Origin of the sequence: Corynebacterium sp. (genome assembly GCF_030532715.1) — a bacterium.
In the GTDB taxonomy this organism is placed as follows: domain Bacteria; phylum Actinomycetota; class Actinomycetes; order Mycobacteriales; family Mycobacteriaceae; genus Corynebacterium.
In genome coordinates this window covers 69,080-89,129 of record NZ_JAUNKO010000003.1, presented here as the reverse complement: position 1 = coordinate 89,129, position 20,050 = coordinate 69,080, and the positions used below count along the sequence as shown (strand labels likewise).

13 protein-coding genes are annotated in these 20,050 nt (G+C 59.8%); 5 read left to right on the top strand and 8 right to left on the bottom strand.

Annotated features, from left to right (window positions below):
• Nucleotides 1-285: 285 nt before the first annotated feature.
• The 4 genes from Q4D83_RS05655 to Q4D83_RS05640 all read right to left on the bottom strand — a co-directional run bounded on the left by Q4D83_RS05655 (nucleotide 286) and on the right by Q4D83_RS05640 (nucleotide 6,696).
• The gene (locus tag Q4D83_RS05655; RefSeq protein ID WP_303173741.1) at nucleotides 286-2,007 is read right to left on the bottom strand and encodes a VaFE repeat-containing surface-anchored protein; all 1,722 of its coding nucleotides are present in this window, start codon (nucleotides 2,005-2,007) and stop codon (nucleotides 286-288) included.
• A 675-nt stretch (nucleotides 2,008-2,682) separates the two neighbouring features.
• Nucleotides 2,683-4,209, bottom strand: a complete 1,527-nt coding sequence (gene glpK, locus Q4D83_RS05650) for a glycerol kinase GlpK (protein WP_303173740.1) — start codon at nucleotides 4,207-4,209, stop codon at nucleotides 2,683-2,685.
• 13 nt (nucleotides 4,210-4,222) lie between these two features.
• Entirely contained in the window at nucleotides 4,223-4,972 is a 750-nt protein-coding gene (locus Q4D83_RS05645; RefSeq protein ID WP_303173738.1) for an MIP/aquaporin family protein, read from the bottom strand.
• Nucleotides 4,972-6,696, bottom strand: a complete 1,725-nt coding sequence (locus Q4D83_RS05640) for a glycerol-3-phosphate dehydrogenase/oxidase (protein WP_303173737.1) — start codon at nucleotides 6,694-6,696, stop codon at nucleotides 4,972-4,974. The genes Q4D83_RS05645 and Q4D83_RS05640 overlap by 1 nt, the downstream gene beginning before the upstream one ends.
• A gap of 128 nt (nucleotides 6,697-6,824) precedes the next feature.
• On the opposite strand from Q4D83_RS05640, the gene Q4D83_RS05635 reads away from it, so the two are divergent.
• On the top strand, nucleotides 6,825-8,345 hold the full coding sequence (locus Q4D83_RS05635) for an HAD hydrolase family protein (RefSeq protein ID WP_303173736.1): 1,521 nt from the start codon (nucleotides 6,825-6,827) through the stop codon (nucleotides 8,343-8,345).
• Here Q4D83_RS05635 and Q4D83_RS05630 read toward each other — a convergent pair whose 3' ends face one another.
• The gene (locus tag Q4D83_RS05630; RefSeq protein WP_303173734.1) at nucleotides 8,346-9,971 is read right to left on the bottom strand and encodes a VanW family protein; all 1,626 of its coding nucleotides are present in this window, start codon (nucleotides 9,969-9,971) and stop codon (nucleotides 8,346-8,348) included.
• 210 nt (nucleotides 9,972-10,181) lie between these two features.
• Here Q4D83_RS05630 and Q4D83_RS05625 point away from each other — a divergent pair, with 210 nt between their 5' ends.
• Together Q4D83_RS05625 and Q4D83_RS05620 are read left to right on the top strand one after the other, a co-directional pair.
• Nucleotides 10,182-10,379: a DUF2613 domain-containing protein gene (locus Q4D83_RS05625; protein ID WP_303173732.1), complete on the top strand. Its 198-nt coding sequence runs from the start codon at nucleotides 10,182-10,184 to the stop codon at nucleotides 10,377-10,379.
• On the top strand, nucleotides 10,379-13,282 hold the full coding sequence (locus tag Q4D83_RS05620) for an alpha-(1->3)-arabinofuranosyltransferase family protein (RefSeq protein ID WP_303173730.1): 2,904 nt from the start codon (nucleotides 10,379-10,381) through the stop codon (nucleotides 13,280-13,282). The genes Q4D83_RS05625 and Q4D83_RS05620 overlap by 1 nt, the downstream gene beginning before the upstream one ends.
• Here Q4D83_RS05620 and Q4D83_RS05615 read toward each other — a convergent pair.
• Nucleotides 13,230-14,282, bottom strand: coding sequence for an acyltransferase (locus Q4D83_RS05615; RefSeq protein ID WP_303173729.1), 1,053 nt, complete (start codon nucleotides 14,280-14,282; stop codon nucleotides 13,230-13,232). The two genes, Q4D83_RS05620 and Q4D83_RS05615, sit on opposite strands and share 53 nt — an antisense overlap.
• A gap of 23 nt (nucleotides 14,283-14,305) precedes the next feature.
• Between Q4D83_RS05615 and Q4D83_RS05610 the strand changes: the two genes are divergently transcribed.
• Nucleotides 14,306-14,902, top strand: coding sequence for a hypothetical protein (locus tag Q4D83_RS05610; protein ID WP_303173726.1), 597 nt, complete (start codon nucleotides 14,306-14,308; stop codon nucleotides 14,900-14,902).
• Nucleotides 14,903-16,198: 1,296 nt separating this feature from the next.
• Here Q4D83_RS05610 and Q4D83_RS05605 read toward each other — a convergent pair.
• Nucleotides 16,199-17,251 carry a glycosyltransferase family 4 protein gene (locus Q4D83_RS05605; RefSeq protein ID WP_303173723.1) on the bottom strand — a complete coding sequence of 351 codons (1,053 nt, stop codon included), beginning with the start codon at nucleotides 17,249-17,251 and terminating at the stop codon, nucleotides 16,199-16,201.
• A 29-nt stretch (nucleotides 17,252-17,280) separates the two neighbouring features.
• On the opposite strand from Q4D83_RS05605, the gene Q4D83_RS05600 reads away from it, so the two are divergent.
• Nucleotides 17,281-17,979, top strand: coding sequence for a class I SAM-dependent methyltransferase (locus Q4D83_RS05600; protein WP_303173722.1), 699 nt, complete (start codon nucleotides 17,281-17,283; stop codon nucleotides 17,977-17,979).
• Between the two features lie 34 nt (nucleotides 17,980-18,013).
• On the opposite strand, the gene Q4D83_RS05595 is transcribed toward Q4D83_RS05600, so the two are convergent.
• Entirely contained in the window at nucleotides 18,014-19,843 is a 1,830-nt protein-coding gene (locus tag Q4D83_RS05595) for a phosphoenolpyruvate carboxykinase (GTP) (RefSeq protein ID WP_303173721.1), read from the bottom strand.
• Nucleotides 19,844-20,050: the final 207 nt, after the last annotated feature.

The window sequence follows — 20,050 nt, the reverse complement described above, 5'->3', positions numbered from 1 at the left end:
TACCGCTTCTAGCTTGGAAAAGTCCCCCAGCAGCGACGTGAAAACGATGTAAAAATTCCCTATTTCGGGGCTAGAATCGCGGCATGTTACCCGAACTGGCAGGGGTTATAGGACTGAGTGGATGACTCCCATACGTTCCCACAATCAGTCGAACATATCGCCGTACAAAATTTAATCTTGCAAGCTTCAGTTTGTCCTTTACTTTTGGCACTAGAACAAGAGTTCATGCGAAAACAATAACGGAACCCCCAGTCAAAAGACTGAGGGTTCACTAGGAGTGGAAAATTACTTCGAACGACGACGCTTCGCAATAATGAAGATTGCGCCGACTGCGGTAATTACTAAACCAATTGCAACGACCCACAAAACACTCGCACCGGTGTTTGCCAACGTAGGTGCTGCATTGGAAGCAGGAGCGGTGGGAGCGCCCTTTCCGCCTGGTTCCTGTGCCGCAGGTGCCGCGGGGGTGTTCTTAGGCGCGGGATCACCGCCACCTTGGCCCTCGGGTGCTGCTGGTGCAGGTGCCGGGGCTTCTTCCTTCTTCGGTTCGCTGGAGCCGCTGCTTCCAGCGTCAGCGGAACCAGAGGAAGCGAGAGAGCCGATGAGGAGGCCACCGGCGACGAGGGTTACCAGCGCTGCGGCGCCAGCGCCGGAGCTACCAGCATCACTGTCGCCGAAACCGAGGGATCCGACATAGCCGCCGCCACCATTACCTTCGCGGCATGCCGGGGGAATTTCACTGTCGTGGGTGACGCGGACAGTTTGGGCGCGGTCGTTGATGTCCGCGTGCTCCGCGACCAAGCGACCATCTTCATCGTAGGCGCGTTCGAACACCACGAGCGTCTTGCCTGCGTAGCCTTCTGGCACGACGAACTCGACGCGCACTTCACCGTCCGGAGATTCCGGAGTGAATTCCTTTTCGGCGGTAATGCCAGTGCCTTCGCCGGTTGCCTTGTCCATGAGCTCACCCTTGATCACGTACTTACGGCCCACGATCAAACCGGTGTACTTGACCACGTCAACCACGGTGCCACCGCTTCCGGACAGGAAACGGTCGTCGTCGCAGCCGTCGCTAGCGGCGGTAACGATGGAAACCTCGGTCCCCTCCCAACGGATGGTGAATTCTTCAATCTTGCGCACCACGTCGTTGTGGGTGACGATCAAGGTTTGCCCGTGGCTACCATCTTCCTTGGGGGTCACCACCAACGCGCCGGAAATAGCATCCCCCTCGGAAGATGCAGTAATGGTGGCTTCACCAGCGTCTTCGTTGACCTTGAGGTAGAACTCGGTGCCGGGGCGAATGTCTTCCGCAGCCATCGGGTTCCCCTGGGCGTCTACGATGGTGCCGTTGCTGGTGGTGATCTTGAGGCCAGCTGCGTTGGTCTTAAAGCTCAGCGGGCCCATCACGCCGTTGTCTTCACGGCGAGCCTTGGAATCATCGATCTCTACCTCGAGGTCCAAGGTGGAGGTTTCGGCGCGGCCGACGTTAGCCTCACCAGTCAAGTATTCAAACAGCTTGAACTCCGCGCCCTTGATGGTGGCGTCGCCGGTGTCGATGCCCTTGTATACGAACTCATCGGCAAGCAGGCTCCAGATTGCAGCCTGAGTTTGCGCAATAGCGGCCTCAGTGGGCAGCTCTTCCGCGGTCACACCAATCTTGGTGCGCAACTCGTCGATCGAAACTGCTGGGTAGCTATTGGCGGCGATCCAGTTGACCTTATGGCGGATACCTTCATCGGTCTTAAACTTATTGTTACCAGGGAATTCGTCCCACTTAACAGTCTTTGCTTGGTCGGAGTACACCGCATTGACGTTGTACTCAATGCAATACGCCTCACGCGTCGCACCGCCGGACTCAATATTGAATAGGCGGGTCATGATTCGGCGACCTTCGCCCCAGTTGACCTTAAGGCCTTCGGGACCTGAGGAAACTTTGACCTGAGCACCCAACTCCTGCGCCTGCGCGGCCGGCAACACGGAGGTAACCCCGAGCAACAGTGCCAGCACCGAGAGGAATGCAATGAAATAGCGACTTCTCTGTTGATGTAAAAGCATTAGGCCCATCATTCTCGACTAGTAAAACACCACATCACAGTGGATGGTTTTTGAATTGAAAACGGGCACTTCAATAGAAGCTGAAAAACCAACAACTGCGCTAAGAAAATCGACAGCACCACTTTTCAAGCCCGCCTCATCAGCAGACGGTAGCACGAGCACTATCACCTACAGCAACCCTTAAAGAGTGCACAACAGGATTTCGCGCTCCCAACTGAAACCTTACAGCGCGTCTAGCTTGCAAAATTCCCCCTCAGACACTCCCGCATTGCCCACATTCGGGGCTAGCCCAACATGCGCCGCGAGCTGCGATTACAGTCATGAGCGACGCAACAAGGTCGTGCCCGTTGGAGCGCCAATCAACGCGGCAAATTTGGCGGAGTTGCTTGTTTCCAGGCAATCATATTCATATAGAAGTTGAACTTATGCTCAATATTTTCTCAGTTCGCACGTAGATTTTCTACATCGAATTCACTCAGCCGAGAACCGCTGATTTGCTAATAGCAACCTCAATTTAAAAGGCTGCCCACAACAGAAGATGCAAGAGCGCGAATAGCTCAACTGTTCGCACATGACGAAAAACCGCCCCGCACACCGTTGAACGCGAGGCGGCACTTCTAGGCGGTTTTATTCCCCATCCTCCCAGTTGTAGGTACGCTCCACGGCCTTGTTCCATTCCCCGAACAGACGATCAACTTCGCTGGGATCCATTGCGGGTTTCCATACACGGCTCACCCCACCCTGCTCTTTAAGTTGTGTCAAAGATTCCCAAAATCCAATGGACAACCCAGCGGCGAAAGCGGTACCCAGCGCCGTGGTCTCGATAATCTTCGGCCGCACCACATTCGTGCCTAAGATGTCGGCCTGGAACTGCATCAGGAGCTCATTCATCACCATGCCGCCATCCACCTTTAGGTCCGTAATAGGGACGCCGGAGTCTGCGACCATCGCGTCGGCAACTTCTTTCGTCTGGTACGCCGTCGCCTCCAACACGGCACGCGCCAGGTGGTTGCGGTTCGCGAAACGAGTGAGCCCGACGATGACACCCCGGGCGTCGGAACGCCAGCGTGGGGCGAACAAGCCGGAAAACGCGGGCACAATATACACGCCGCCGTTGTCGGGCACGGAGCGGGCCATGTTCTCAATCGCTGCGGCGTTGGGAATAAGCTGCAAATTATCCCGCAGCCATTGCACCAGCGAACCGCCCATGGAAACGGAGCCCTCGAGCGCATACACCGGTTCTTCACCATCGATTTGGTAGCACACCGTGGTAATCAACCCGTGGTCGCTCCACTTTGGGGAGGTGCCGGTGTTCAGCAACAAGAATAGGCCGGTACCGTACGTATTTTTGGCATCACCAGGTTCGAAACAAGCCTGCCCGAACATGGCCGCCTGCTGGTCACCAAGTACACCGCGGATGGGCACACCGCCAAGGGTTCCGCGGTGTCGAATAGTGCGGAAATCACCGACAGACGGCCGAATCTCCGGCAGCATGGAGACGGGAATCCCCATTTCCGCGCAAATTTCCTCATCCCACTGCAATGTGCGCAAGTCCATGAGTAGGGTGCGCGAAGCGTTCGTCACATCTGTCACGTGCAACGCCGGTTCCCCGCCATCACCTTCCGCACCGCCGGTAAGATTCCAAATCAGCCAGGTATCGATCGTGCCGAACAACAGGTCGCCGTCTTCCGCCCGTTTGCGGGCGCCCTCCACATTGTCCAGGATCCATTTCACCTTGGGGCCGGACGGGTACGAGTTCAACAGCAATCCGGTGGTTTCGCGCCACCGTTCAGCACCGTGTTCCCCGGCAAGCTGTTCGCAAATTTTTGTGGTTCGAGTGTCCTGCCAGACAATCGCGTTGTAGACGGGTTCGCCGGTGTGCTTATCCCACACCACGGCGGTTTCGCGCTGATTGGTGATGCCCACGGCGACAATGTCCTCGCGCGCGACGTCGCTATCCGCCAGTGCGGAGGCCACGGCGCGGCGGGTATTGTCCCAGATTTCGCGCGGGTCGTGCTCCACCCACCCCTTCTGCGGGAATATTTGTTCGTGCTCGTACTGGCCGATGGTAACGATCTCACCGTCGTGGTTAAAGATAATGCAGCGTGTCGACGTCGTGCCCTGATCGATCGCGGCAACGTACTTGTGTTCCATAGTCAAGGTTCCTTTAGCTAGAGAGGACGAGTGAGAGCAATCCCACGGCAAATGCGGCGAGACACGGGCCAAGGATGGGGATCCAGGCATATGACCAATTCGGGTTTCCCTTGTCTTTGATGGGTAGGGCAAAGGAATACATCAGGCGCGGACCAAGGTCGCGGGCGGGGTTAATGGCGTACCCCGTGGGCGTGCCCAAGGAGAGGCCAATTGCCACCACGATAAACGACACCGCGAAGTACTTCAGCGATCCGAGCACGGCGTCGCCCCCTGGCGCGAAAGCAATAAAAGCAAGCAGCGCGAAGGTGCCGATGAACTCGGTGGCGAGATTCCAACCACTGTGGTTGTGCGCCGGCTGTGTGAAGAAGATGCTGCCGGTGGCGCGGTTCGCGTGGGTCACCTTGCCGGTATCATCCACGTTGTTTGCGTCGAACATTTGCTTGAACACTACCCAGGCGAGCAACGCACCAACCATGGCGCCGCAAAGCTGGCCCGCAATATAGAACGGCACCAGCCCCCAGGCGACATTGCCTTGCACGGCAACCATGAGCGTCACGGCTGGGTTGAGATGACCGCCGGAAATGTCCGCGACGGAGGCACCAATAAACACGGCGAGGCCCCAGCCGAGGGCGATGACCAACCAGCCGGAACCGCGCGCGGCCGAGGTACGCAACGCATTCGCCGCGCACACCCCATTGCCGAACAACAGCAGCATCGCTGTGCCGAGAAACTCCCAGCCAAATACTTGTCCTGCCCCAATCATTAGCGGTCCTGTCCGGTGTCAATATCCGGCCGCGAATCTTCCACCGCCGTCGCAATCTCATTGGCCTTTTGGTCCGTCACTTGCTGCTCCGCCGCCAATGCGGCCGCCGTGCGATCCTTGAATACCTTCACCTCATGGGCGACCTGCTCGGAGTCCCATCCGCAGGTATCTGCGACGAGCGCGGCCACGGCGTCGGCAGACTCGACACCCCGGTGCGGATACTCCATGGATACCCGCAGTCGCCGATGCAGAATGTCTTCGAGGTGCACCGCGCCTTCGTGGGTGACGGCGTACAGGACTTCCGCAAGTAGGTAGCCTTCCGCATGAGGCACCGGCTGCAAGAGCTCAGGGTTCTCCGCTGCGGGGGCGAGCACCTCAAAAATAAGGGAGCCGTAGCGGCCAAGGAGATGCTCGACCTGGCTTTCGGTGATGCCCAAGCGTCGCGCCAACGCGGGAACCTGGTTTGCCAGCGCGTGGTAACCATCCGCCCCCAACAGCGGCGTTGATTCGGTCACGGATTCGGACACCGCACCGGGGATGTCTTCCACGGCCTTGTCCACCGCGTCCTTTCCAATCACCCGGTACGTGGTGTACTTTCCGCCCGCCACGGACACGAACCCGGGCGCCACTCGCGCCACGGCGTGGTTCCGCGACAGGTTCGTGGTGGAATCGGAGGAACCTTCCACCAGCGGGCGCAGGCCGGAAAACACGCCAACGATATCCTCGTAGCCAATGGGGCGCCGCACCTTCGCGTTGACGTGTTCGAGAATATAGTCGACGTCCGCGCGGGTGGCCGCCGGATCAGCCAGGTTCAGCGTCCAATCCGTATCGGTAGTACCGATGATCCAATACTCGCCCCATGGGATAACAAACAACACGGATTTTTCAGTGACGAAGCACAGCGCGGCGTCCGCTTCCAGGCAGGACTTGGGCACGACAATGTGCACGCCCTTGGATGTATGTACCGAGAACTTACCTTCCACGCCGGCAAGTTTTTCCAGTTCGTCGCTCCACACGCCGGTGGCGTTGATAAACGCGGAGCCGCGGAGGGTAGTGCGTCGACCGGTGTCGCTGTCAACGATCTGCGCACCGACGACCCGTTCACCTTCCTTTTCGAACCCAACCACCTGGGTAGATGTTCGAATGGTGGCGCCAAATTCCGCGGCGGTACGCAGGACGGTCATGGTGTGGCGCGCGTCGTCAACAAGCGTGTCGTAGTAACGCACGCCGCCAACGAGGGCGTCATCCCTCAGCCCCGGCGCAATCTTTTTCGTTGCTTTGTGCGAAAGGTGCTTCTGCATGGGGACGGTCTTCGCACCACCCATCAGGTCGTACAGCATAAAGCCGGACGCCATATACGGACGTTCCCAAATACGGTGCGTAAGCGGAAAAATGAAGCGCAACGGCTTCACCAGGTGCGGCGCGAGGGTTGCCATGGACAGCTCGCGTTCCCGCAACGATTCAGCCACAAGCCGGAAGTCCAACATCGCCAGGTACCGCAAGCCACCATGGAACATCTTCGAAGACCTGCTCGAAGTCCCTGCTGCGAAGTCACGCGCCTCGATCACCGCAACGTTGAGCCCGCGAGTTGCCGCATCCAACGCCGCGCCTGCGCCTACGGAGCCCCCGCCGATAATCACCAAATCAAAATGTTCGTTTTCGAACTTCTGCCAAGCCTGTTCGAAATACTCTTTATTGAAAGCAGTTTTGGAGGTTGTGGCCACCGCTTTACCTTCCTTCAACGAATCAATTTTCGATGTTTATATAACTCGGACTATACCGAAAAATGTGATCGAAGGTGGCTGGGCAGCCCACCGTGAGTAGTGCCACCAATTTGAGTACCATATCGTGTATGCCGAGGGATCTTTTTTACACGTCAGTCGTTGGTTTGGTGCGAACACTCTTCGCCGTTCAAGGGCTCAAACTTACGGTAACTGGGCAGGAGCACGTCCCCCGGCAGGGAGGCGCCGTGATCGTTGCTAATCACACCGGCTACTTGGATTTCACCTTCGTCGGCGTGCCATTTCGCACACAGAAGCGGCTGGTTCGCTTTATGGCAAAATCCAACGTATTTGAGCACCGCATCGCCGGCCCGCTCATGCGCACGATGAAGCACATCCCCGTAGATCGTATCGACGGCCAGGATTCCTACAAACAGGCCGTAGCGATGCTGCGGGAAGGCGAACTCGTGGGCATTTTCCCAGAATCGACTATCTCCCGCAGCTTCGAGATTAAAGACATCCGCAACGGCGCCGTACGCATGGCTCAAGAGGCGAACGTTCCGATCATTCCAGTGATATTGTTTGGCTCCCAACGAATCTGGACCAAAGGCCAGAAGAAGCATCTGGGCCGGACGAAAACACCAGTGCACATTAAAGTGCTGGAGCCGTGGTTTCCACAGGGCACTGCGGACGAGGCGACGGCGGAGCTGCGGCAGCGCATGCAGCGCGGCTTGGAGTCCGTATGGATGGCCTATCGGGAGCAATACGGTAGTTTTCCCCAGGGCGAGTTTTGGGTGCCGGCACGATTTGGCGGCGGGGCACCAACCTTGCAGCAAGCCCAGGTGGAAGACCACATCGTCGACGTGGAGCGCACCCGCATCCGAAAGCTTCGCGACGACCTCGCCGCACTAAACGCGCAGGTAAAGTCACTGTTGCAGCGGCCTTCAAATTCCGCCACGGATGACGATCCACAACTCGTCGCCTGGGTTAAGTCCACCCTTGAGGAACTCACCACGGAAGTCACTCATGGCGTCAGTGACGGCAAGGAAAAGATCACCGCAATGACCGACCAGATTAAAGCGAGCGCAGCCCAGTTGAGCACCCCCGATCTTGCCCCGATCGCCGCCCAAGCACGGGTGATCCTGTCCCGCCTGCCGCACCGCAAGCGGCTGGGTGCCCTACCGAAGGCAATTGTGTGCGACCTCGAGGGCACCCTGCTCACGTCCAACGGCCAGGTTTCCCCTGCCACGCAGGCTGTTTTGGAGCGCGCGCACGACGCGGGAACGGCGATTATTTTGGCTACCGGTTTCACGCGGATCCCCATCAGCCTCGGGCTGCCCGTACACGCCGTCACCTGCGATGGAACGCTGAGCACCCTGGCTACTGGGGAGACGCAGACCATTGCCAACGCGACGAAAGCGGATGGTGTCGCTTGGGTGTTGGAACAGCTCGGCATTGCGCCTGCCGACGCCGTGGCCTTCGGCGACGGGTACAACGACATCGAAATGTTGCAGCTTGTTGGTACCGGAATCGCAATGGGCAATGCCCACCCCAATGTGGTGCGGGCCGCTCGGTGGGCGACGGGCACCAACGATGAGGATGGGATCGCCGAGGTGATTGAGCCAGTGCTGCCCCCGTTGCCGGAGGACTAACTACTGGCACTTCACAATCGGGGAGGGATCGTACTTGGTGGTGGTGGTTTCCCGGGAGATTTCCGCGCCATTGAGGTCCCGTACGATCCTCGTGTCCGAGGTGGTAAACCCGGGCGCGCCTTCCGAGGCGGAACACTTCGGCCCAGACACAGTCACCGTGTGGGGTGAGGTTTGGGCCCAGCGACCACCGGGCACGGATTCCACGTTGACGGTTTTCACGCCCATGAGGCGCACCGTCACATTGGAGGAATCCGCGCTCGCCCGGATCAGCACCGGGTGCGGGGACGTGTTGCGGAACTTCAAGTCAATGGCGCCCTCAAACACCGTGGCTTCCCGGCCCGCCGGGTAACGCGAAATGTAGTAGCTGTGCGGGGTATGTGCCACGTCCTCCATCCCCGCAAAGTAGGACGCGTTGTATAAGGTGGTGGCGAATTGGCTGATGCCGCCGCCCACGGCGGTATCAGCACGACCATTGAGAATGATGCCGGATTCCACAAAGCCTTGCGCCGTGCCGCGCGGACCGGTCCATTCATTCAGGGAGAACACGTCGCCGGGTGCGACCACCGCGCCGTTGACGATTTCGGCGGTACGGCGAATGTTGACCCCGGATGCGGCGGAGAACCCGCCGGTGGTGAACTCACCCACCACTTCATCAAAGGTGGCGCTTTCCGCTTGGGCGGTGGTGAAGGTGGCGGGTTCATCAATGTACACGGCGTCGAACTCGCGGTCTTCCCGCGCTAAAATGCGCTTGTCAAGGTCCTTGAGGGCAAGGTCCCAATCCACCCGCACCCCGTCTTCGTGCGGCTCCACGCCACTAGGGGTAATCTTCGCGTTCTTCTTGGGTTTTTCGGATTTACCGATGCCCTCCGACAGGATATTGCGGGCCACTTCCCCGTTGACGTCACCACGCAAGTGTTTCCCGTCAGGCACAAAGGTGACCACTTCGCCCATCCGCTCTGGCGGAATGACGCCCTCCGCGTCCCGGCCGTGCAAGGTAATCGGCCCAGAGACAGCGGTTTTCGCCTCCCCCTCGGCAACTTTTTCCACAATGTCAGCGGTAATCGCCGGATCGGTGGTGGGCACCTTCACCTTCACACCCGCCGGATTTACCCAATCCTCCTGAATCACTTTCAGCATGTCAACGGTTGTTTTTTGGCCGATGATGGGGTCGGTCACCTTCACGTTTCCGGCTTCGAGGGCCACCGCACCGTCGACAGGCTCTCTGGAAAGCTCGTGGACAAGGCGGTCGGCGGTCACCTTAAACTTCGCCTCGTCCACTTTGCTCACCACCGGAACTTCCTGGGTGATGGGGAACGGGTTCAGCCCGCGGGTCCCCGCAGCCGCCACCGTAGCTTTCCAATCGGGGGCCAGCCCAGCCTCCGCAGGCGCAAAAGTCGCCTTCATATCATTCGCCGTAATCTCAACTTTGGTAGGCGTTTTGGCGGTTTGCAGCCGTTTCTCAGCTTCACTCGGGGAGAGTCCCCCAATAGCTACTCCCGCGACGGTCGTTCCGCGCGGAACCGTGCCACGGGACAGGAAAAAATCCACCCCATAGGCGAGAATGGACAGTGCAAACAGGCCGATCAATAGGCCGAGCACTATCAGTGAGGTCTTCGATGCACGCACGCAAACCAGCGTACCGCGTAAGCTGAGATCAGTTAAAGAATCTCCCTCCGCCCAAACCCGCCGACAACTCCCGAGCACACCCTGTGCTGCATGTTTACTATCACAAGGCGAGACACACCCGATCGGCGCATCTTGGCGCCACGCATATTGTGTTGCATCATGGAAGTAATTCCTTAACAATCGCCCAACGCACGAGAAAGGAGAGCGTGGATGGCCTTTGATACCCAATCACTGACTCGGCGTTCCTTAGGCCCCGCCCTAGCCAGCGCTGTCATTGGAGTGGTGCTAGGGGTGGCAGCCATCGCCGGCATCGCGGAACTTTCGCAGCCTAATGCCGTTCCGCTGCAGCAGGGCGAGAGCATCAAGGATCCGTTGCTGGGCGGTCCGGAATACGGTTCCCGCAAATAGTGCACCGCATCGGCTGGGCACTGCTGACGTTTCTGTGCTTTGTGCAGTCCCCTGGACTCACCGCACCTGACACGAAACATGACCTCGTGGCCAACCCCGCCGGCTTTCTCGCCGGGGCGTTGTCAGCATGGTCCGATACCTTTCCCCTCGGCCAGGTGCAGAACCAAGCCTACGGCTACCTGTTTCCGCAGGGGCTATTTTTCCTCCTTGCGCACCCACTGCCGGACTGGATCGCGCAACGCCTGTGGTGGTCGCTGGCGTTGTGCATCGGCTGGTCAGGATTCCTCCGGCTCACAGAAACCCTTGATCAAGGCACGCCATTAGCGCGGGCATTGGGCGCGGCGGCGTTCGTGTTATCCCCGCATACGCTCACCACCCTAGGGGCGATTTCTTCCGAGACGTGGCCCACCATGCTGGCGCCGTGGGTGGTGCTGGGCGTGCTGGGCCGTAACCCATGGGTGGCCACCCTTGCCGTCGCTTGCATGGGTGCGGTGAACGCAACCGCAACGATTGCGGCATGCGTGCCCGCGGCCGTGATCGCATTATGGCAGCGAAGGTTCCTCGTGTGGGTGCCGTGGGCACTAGTGAGCGTGTGGTGGATTGTTCCACTGTTTGTGCTGGGCAAGTACGCGCCGCCGTTTACGGATTACATCGAAAACGCCGCCGTGACCACGCGCTGGCTGAATCTGACGGAGGTGCTGCGCGGAACTACCAGCTGGACGCCATATGTGACCACAGAACGTTTGGCGGGGCATCAGCTTGTGGTGTGGCCGGAGTGGGTGCTGATTACCTGCGCCGTCGCTGGCTTGGGCATGTTTGGCTTGCGCCGATTGCACCCTGTGTGGCGCACTATGTTTCTGCTGGGCGTGCTCATCCTCGCTGGCAGCGTCCATGCCACCGCGCTTCTCGACGGCCCCCTGGTAGCGCTGCGCAACATCCACAAATTTGACGTGGTGCTGCGCTTGCCGCTCTGCCTTGGTATCGCCGCGTTGCCGTTAGCCGTACGCTGGAACACTCGCCGCGACGCCGCCATATTGATGTCCGCGCTGTGCGTGGTGGTGTCCCTTAGCCCCGCATTTCGGCTACTTCCGGAAGGCTCCTACCCGAAGGTCCCCGGTTACTGGCGCGAGGCCGCCGCGTGGCTCAACGAACACGCCCGCGATACCCGCACCATGATCCTGCCCCCGGCACAGTTTGCCCGCTTTACCTGGGGAAACACTCGAGACGAGCCGTTGCAACCGCTTCTCGACGTCCCGTGGGTGGTGCGCGACGCCATCCCCCTCGTTCCGCCCGAAACCATTCGCGGCTTGGATGGCATTTCCGCAGTGGCGGATCCCTTCACCGCGGCCCGCCGATTGGGTGTGGGCGTGGTGGTGATCCGCAAAGACCTGTTGGGCAAGCATGACCTACCGGAATACCCCGAGTCTGCGGAGGTCCACGAGTTTGGCGAAGTGGATATTGTGGTGCTGGACCGCACGGCCGGCATGATGGTGACGGACACCGCCCCAGTGAAAGTTGCGGGGGGCGGTGAGGTACTCGCACTGCTCGATCAGATTGGCGGCTACCAACCCCGCGAACTGGTGAGCGAGGGTGCGGAGATTGTCACCGACACCCCGATGCACGTAGAGCGCAACTTCGGCCGCGTCGACGGCGCGGTGTCCGCCCCCCTGCCCGAAAACGCCACGGTTCGCGACTATGCATCTGCGGGTCCACGCACCTACCTGGAGACCAGTGGGCCAAAAATATCCGCATCCTCAGCCGGGGACAGTATCCATCAACTGGGGTGGGCGGACCCGGCACGCTCGGTGAGCGCGGCCGTCGATAATCAGGAAAATACGGCTTGGTTCCCAGTGGGCAGGGGTTGGATCGCACTCCACGGCGAATTCCACGATCCCGTCATCACGCTGCGCGGCACGCGACGCATGGAGGTGAAAGTCAACGGCGAACCCGAAATCCTCCGTGCCGGCGTTACCGAAAAGATCCAGCTTTTAGGCGACGTGTCCACCGTCCGCGTCGATGTTGCCTACGGCGGCATCGCGGAAATCGGAGTGGCCGGCCATCCCACCACCCACCGCGTGGTGGTGCCGGATACTTCGCCAAACGTACAGCAATTCGTCTTCCAACGGATCTTTGTACCCACCGGGATGGTACTGCGCCGCTTCACCGCCCCGCGAGATATGGAAGTCCGTGTCGAATGCAAGTACCCAGTCACCCTCGACGGACACGAACACGAATGCGGATCAACGGTGCCGTTGAAGCGCGGTACCCACGACCTGGCCACCCGCAGCGAATGGGTCACCCTCACCACCCCGGAGTTTTCCGCAACGCGCCCCGGCGACCGGCTGCTGGTCACCGGGCGCGCCTATAACCCGGGGATGCGCGCGTTCCTCGGTGCAACAGAACTCGCCCCACGAGCTATTGACGCCGACACCCAAGCTTTTGAATTCCCCCACGGCGACCTGGGCGACGTCAGGTTTGAGTTCGCCGGTGACAGGCCGTATCGGTCCGGACTGGTTGGCGGCGGCGCGTTGGCTTTTGTTGTGCTGGCGACCCTGCTGTTGCGGCGCCGGAAGCTGGAGGTACCTGTGGTGGCTTGGCGCAGCTCGCGCTGGTTGTGGGTGTTTTCCACCGCCGTCGCCGCAATCACCGCTGGGCCGGTCGGCGCAATCGCGGCGCTCGCGGGGTCCCTGTCCCGCAATCGCTACTTCACGCTTGTAGGTATCGGGCTGGCGGGCCTGTGGTTAGCCCACGCCCCCTGGCCGGAACTCGGTTATGCCGGCGACCGCGATTTCTTAGCGTGGGCGTGTTGCGTCTCCCTCGGTGCCCTGGCTCCGACACAATTTCCCAAACTTACGTTGTCCCGCTGGTTACCGGCTCGGGGCGCAACCGCGCCCACAACGTAGTAGGCAGGCGCAACTTACTGCCTGGTTGTTCGATCAACAGGTAGCTTGCGGCCGACACCGGAATGGTCAGGGCGATTGTCAGCAGCACCACCGGCCAGAAATTACCGTCAAAATGGCGGATGCCAAGAATAGGGAATGACACGGACAACACAGCCAAATGCCACAAGAAGAATGAATAGGACCACAACCCCAGCCGCTCAAGTGCTTTGGGGACCCACCAGCCGGGCGCTAGCGCATACGGCACAACAACACTGGCGGCAAAAACCGTGCCGGCAAGGACACGTAAGGCAAATTGCGTCGGGGTGGGGTGGATTAAGCCGGGCGGACCGTACCAAGGTTGGGCGGCCACCCACATGGCTAACGCAGCGACTGCCCACCACAGCGACCTGATGTGGAAGATGCGTTTCACGCGGGCCGGCAATTGTCGGCGCTGGTGATACTCCGCGGCCAGGATGCCCACACAGAACCATGGCAAAAACGCTGGTGGCCAAATCTGCAGATTGACCACCTCCACGGCCTGCACGAATGGCAGCCACGCCCAACCGAAACTCAACAGGCTGAGAGCAAGGACTTTTTGCCAACCCAGGCGATACAGCAACGGCAACGCGAGATAGAACGCAACTTCGACACAGAGTGACCACAGATGCGTGAGCCCAGGGTGCAGCGCATGGGGAACATATATTTGAGTAAAGGTAAAGTTCGCCACAATAGTAACCATCGAAGCCCCGTACGCCTCCGGAATCACCAGGAAGACGAGGAACACGAGGGCGAGGTACGCGGGGAGGATGCGTAAAGCGCGGCGTCGATAATAGCCGGGCGATGGCGGGCGCCACAGCAAAAACGCGGAGAGCGCAAAAAACACGGGCACGAAAAAATCGAAGCGTTCGAGGATTCGCGCGGGGGCGGCAGTTTGAAAGGCCGCGTGAGTGAACACAATGCCTATGGCGGCCACAGCGCGCAACGCTTGCAACTGGGGGTTGTAGGATTGAGGAACCCGCATTCCCCGAAGTCTAGAGGAACCGCATGTCCTACCGCACCATCGCCGTTGGCGCGCTCATCTTGGGCACGCTCGCCGTCGCCCCCGCAGTGGTGCACCAAATTTACAGCTCCGAACCGGTCATGCATTCGGTACTGGTCAGCCCACAAGGAAGCGTGGAAACCAACATTACGCTCGGCGAACCCAGCAAACGCGGACGCATGAAGCTGGAAATATCCCGCTCCGACGGGACCACCGAAACCGTGGAATTGCAAAAGGCGAACGCGTACCCGGTCGAGGGCGGCGGCCTAAAATACATGTTCCCCACTAATACGGAGCGGCGTTCGTACCCGTGGGCGGACGAAGACCCGGTAGATTACGTGGACGCCGAGTTTATCAATGACACCAAGGTATATAAGTTCGCCAATCAGGACACCGCAGTGTGGGTGGAACCGAAATCGGGGACACTGGTAGACATGTACACGCACGGCGCGCGTTGGGATGAGCAAACCAAAGCCCAGCAATGGGCGGTCGCTACCCCACACATTCGGGTGCTGAAGATTCTGGATGTGACCAGGTATTTCGGGTTCATTCTCGGCGGTTTGCTCGTATTCCTCGGAGTGGTGCGCCACATGCGCTCATGAGGCTCAGCCCCAAGCTCCGCGCCGCCCTCGCTGTACTTTTGCCCTGCCTCCTCCTATTTCCACTGCTGCTGCCGGGGCAACTGATACACCGCGACATGGTGGTGCTGGATCATCCGGCGCTCTCGCTCGGCGCGTTCGGCTTCGGCGATCTACCCGCCCGCAACGCACCACAAGATGGCGCCCTCGCGCTGATCGGCACGATACTGCCCGCGTCGTGGGCGGCTCGGGTAGCCCTGTTCGGGGCGGCGATCTGGGGGTGCTGGCACGAACGTAAGTATCCAGCCGCGATGCTCTTGCTGCTGGTCAACCCGTTTGTTGTGGAGCGTCTGCTGCAAGGCCAATGGTCGTTGGTGATTGCGGCACTTCTACTGCCGATTGTGGCCAATCCAGCGGCCGGCGCGCAACGCTTTGTTGCGTTGTGGTTGTGCTCGCTGACCCCGACCGGCGCTGTGGTTGGGGTGATCACGGCACTGGTTGTTGGCGGACAACGAGCCCGCCTTGCTGGGTTCGGTCTTGCGTGCGCATTACCGTGGATCGTGCCCTCGCTGATACATTCGGCACCCGCGAGCGCGGGGGCTCAGGTGTTCGCGGCGCGCGCAGAAACGTATGTGGGAACGCTCGGCGCCCTCGCCGGCCTCGGCGGGATTTGGAACTCACATTCGGTTCCCGCATCGCGACATGCGGGATTCGCGCTGGCCGGAATCGCTTTGTGTGCGTTACTGCTCACCGCATTCCGCAGCATTCCCAACCGGTTGCTTGCCCTCGCCGGCGCCGGGTTTGTGCTGTCCACGCTGGGTTGGTTAGCCCCGGCTTTGCTCGAACCCCTCTTGCAGGTCCCGGGCGGCGGCCTGCTTCGCGACGGCCAGAAATGGATCATCCTCGCCATTCCGGCCTACGTCGCCCTCGCACGGCACGTTCGAATGGTTTGGCTGTTGGTTTCGCTCACATTGTTACAGGTGCCAGACGCCACGGCCGCGCTGTGGGAACTTCGCCCGACAAACGCCCTCGTGGCGCGTTACGGCGCCGGCGAGGACGTCCTATTCACCGATCTACCAGGCACCCTCGACCCCCGCACCAAGGCTTCGGCAAGCGTCGAATCGGGCGAACTCATTGTCGATGGCTCGCGTATCGACGCCCCCTCCCCGCGCTACACCGCAGCCCTTTCCGCGTGGCACCACCGCGACCTTGCCGGGCTGCAACGACTCGAAGTAGGCATCGTCGTGGATGGCGAGCATGTCACCCAAATTCCAAATGTAGTGCCGCGCCGCGGTTGGGAATGGCGCACAGGATTCGGACTTAGTATCGCTTGGCTACTTCTTCCAATACTTCCGCTACTGCCTGCCCTGTGGCGCTCCAGGAAAAATCACTCGCGTCGATCGGAGGACTCGGCGGGGCGTATAAAAACCGCTCCGTTAACCGAATAAGTTCCGCCTTATTGTTGGCCAACCCGCCGAGCTGCACACTGTCTTGCAACCCTCCGGAACTGAAATAACCCACAGTAGGAACGCCGTGCAATGCCGCTTCCGTCACCGCCAGGCCCCAACCTTCCTTCCGCGACGGCATAAGGTGCACTTTCGCGCGGTCGAGCAGCGCGTGCTTATGCTCCTCTGTGACTTGGCCATGAAATACAACGCGATCGGCCACGCCCAACTCCCGCGCATATGTATGCAATTTCGACGCCCACCAGCCCGAGCCAATCACATCGAGCACAACGTCTGGGAGGGCTGCAACCACATCCATCGCATGTTCGATTTGCTTGTGCGGCACCAGTCTGGAAAGCGTGACCACGTGAATGCCCTCATGCGGCAGCGGGGTGAACGCTGGGACGGGGTCAACACCGTTACGTATCACCGTGATGTCGCGCACCCCAAGCGATTCCAATTCGCGTCGGCTGGCCTCCGAAACGGTGATGTACCGGCAACCACGGTACACCCGGGGGCTCACCTGGGATTCCAAAAACCACCCGACCTTGGACAGGATTTTGCCTGCCACCGGCCATTGTTCCTTGTGGCAGTGGTGCGTCAGCAGCACTGTCGGCGCGCCGGAAAAGACACGGGCGAAAAACGGAATGCCGTTTTGCGTATCTATCACCACGTCGGTCCCTTGAAGCTCGCCGAAGCCAAACCGTCCGAGCAGCATGGCTAGCCAAGCCCGCGGGTAGACGGTGAATTTTCCGCCGCGTCGAATAAACAACATACCGTCGCGGCGTTCGCTTCCTCGACCGGCTGTGCAGTACACAACCTGGTGACCTTGCTGGGCGAGGTAGCTACCCACCCGCTCCAGATAGCGCTCACTGCCACCACCTTGCGGGTGAGTGGTGTCGCGCCAACACATGAGAACAATTTTCATACCGGACCCAGCCTATACAATCCCCTATCATGCGCCACTTTGCCACCCTGCGTCGTTCTCTTAGCCTCCTTGCATCCTTTCCCGAAGAGCAACGGAACCCGGATCGCTTTTACACCGGGCTGGCGGAGGATACCGCCAAGCTCATTGAACTCTTCGCCCCACTGAGCGGTGCGCGGGTTCTTGACGTGGGTGGCGGCCCCGGCTATTTCGTGAACGCGTTCGCACGGCGAAAGGCTTGGTACCTTGGCGTTGATCCGTTTGAACGCTCCCATGTCTGCGCCGCTGGAGACGCGCTCCCGTTTCCCGATAATACTTTCGATATCACATATTCTTCAAACGTAGTGGAACACGTTGCCAACCCCTGGGACATGTGTTCGGAAATGTTGCGGGTGACGCGGCCAGGGGGGATAGCCGTAATCAGCTACACCGTGTGGCTCGGACCGTTCGGCGGGCACGAAACGGGGCTGTGGCAGCACTACATCGGCGGGGAGTTTGCGCGTGATCGCTACACTCGCATCCACGGGCACCCGCCGAAAAATTCCTTTGGCACCACCCTTTTTAACGTGTCCTGCGCGGCTGGCTTGCGCTGGGCCAACCAAGCGCGAGGTGCGCGGCTTATCAAAGCCTTTCCGCGCTACCACCCGTGGTGGGCTTGGTGGCTCGTGCACGTCCCCCTCGTGCGCGAAGTGTTCGTGAGCAACCTTGTGGTGGTGTTGGAAAAGAAATAGCCCCCACCGAGAGCCGGTGGGGGCAAAGGTCATGTTAGGAAGCGTCGCTGATGCGCTTCTTCAATGCCTCAAATTCTTTCAGAACTTCGGCCGGGACCTTCGGGCCAAGTTCAGCCAGCCAAGCTTCGTTGTCTTCGACGTCTGCGGCCCACTGTTCGGCGGGTGCACTCAAAGCTTCGCGGATGTCTTCCAGCGGGGTTTCCAAACCGGTGAGGTCGAGATCCTCAACGCGGGCGGTCAAGCCGGCGACGGTCTGCTCGGCGTCGACACGCCCTTCGATGCGGTCAACGATCCACTTGAGCACGCGGCTGTTGTCGCCGAAGCCGGGCCACAGGAAGCGGCCGTCTTCGCCACGGCGGAACCAGTTCACAAGGAACACCTCGGGCATCTTGTCGCCGCCGCGGTTACCCATGTCGATCCAGTGCTGGAGGTAATCGCCAGCGTTGTAGCCAATGAACGGGAGCATCGCCATGGGGTCGTGGCGGAGGGAACCGACCTTCGCTTCCGCAGAAGCAGCCGTCTGGCCAGACGCCAGCAGCGTGCCGATCATGGTGGCGTGATTCCAGGAGTGCGCTTGGGTAACCAGCGGCACGGTGTCGGCACGGCGGCCACCGAACAGAATGGCGGAGATCGGTACGCCGGCGGGATCATTGAACTCGGGCGCAGCCACCGGGCACTGAGAGATCGGCACGCAATACCGAGAGTTCGGGTGCGCGGCAGGTTCCTCAGAATCGGGGGTCCAATCGCGGCCCTTCCAGTCGATCAGATGCTCCGGCTCGCCTTCGAGGCCTTCCCACCAGACGTCACCATCGTCGGTGAGTGCGACGTTGGTGAAGATGGAGTTGCCCGGCTCCATGGTGTACATGGCGTTCGGGTTGGAGGAGTAGTTGGTGCCGGGGGCGACGCCAAAGAAACCGTTCTCCGGGTTCACGGCGTACAGGCGCCCGTCTTCACCGAAGTGCATCCACGCGATATCATCGCCGACAACTTCCGCGCTCCAGCCGTCGATGGTGGGCTGTAGCATCGCCAGGTTGGTTTTACCGCAAGCCGATGGGAAGGCGGCGGCAATGTAGTAGTCCTTCTTCTCCGGGGAGGTCAACTTCAGGATCAGCATGTGCTCCGCAAGCCAGCCCTCATCCTTAGCCATGATGGACGCAATACGCAGCGCGTAGCACTTCTTGGCCAAAATTGCGTTGCCGCCATAACCGGAACCGTAGGACCAAATCTCGCGGGTTTCCGGGAAGTGGGTGATGTACTTGGCGTCGTTGCAAGGCCACGGCACATCTTCCTGGCCGGGCTCCAGCGGATAACCCACAGAGTGCAAGCAGCGCACGAAGTCACCGTCGGTGCCAATTTTTTCTAGCGCCTCGGAACCCATACGCGTCATAATGCGCATAGACATGACCACATAAGCGGAGTCCGTAAGCTGCACACCCAACTTCGGGTCCGGGTCGGTGATCGGGCCCATGCAGAACGGCACCACATACATGGTGCGGCCCTTCATGCAGCCACGGTAGTGCTCCGTCATCTCCGCCCGCATTTCAGCTGGGTCGACCCAGTTATTCGTCGGGCCTGCGCCCTCTTCGGTTTCGGAGCAGATAAAGGTGCGAGTTTCTACACGAGCAACATCCGAAGGATTGGAACGAGCAAGGAAGCTGTTTGGCTTCTTTTCCTCGTTGAGTTTGATGAAGGTACCTGCTTCAACCAGTTCAGCGCCTAGCCGATCCCACTCTTCACTCGAGCCGTCTGCAAATACTACGGCCTCTGGCTGGAACAATTCGACTGCTTCGGCGATCCACTCAAGCAGTGCTTCGTTCTTGGTAGGGGCGGGACCCACAAGACCTTTGATTTCTGGTGCGGACATTAGCTCTCCTGACTTAAAAGTCGTTCGACAGACTTAACACCAACCACAATAACGATGTTCTATGCCCCTCGTCTCTGCCTTCGGTGAGAAACACACCACACTGAGACATAACCACTCCCCAACCCAAGGAAATAGCATGTGCACTAGCTATTTTTCTGAGAAAGCCACTAGAAAATTACCCCCACGGGGTTGATTTACTTCTGGTTA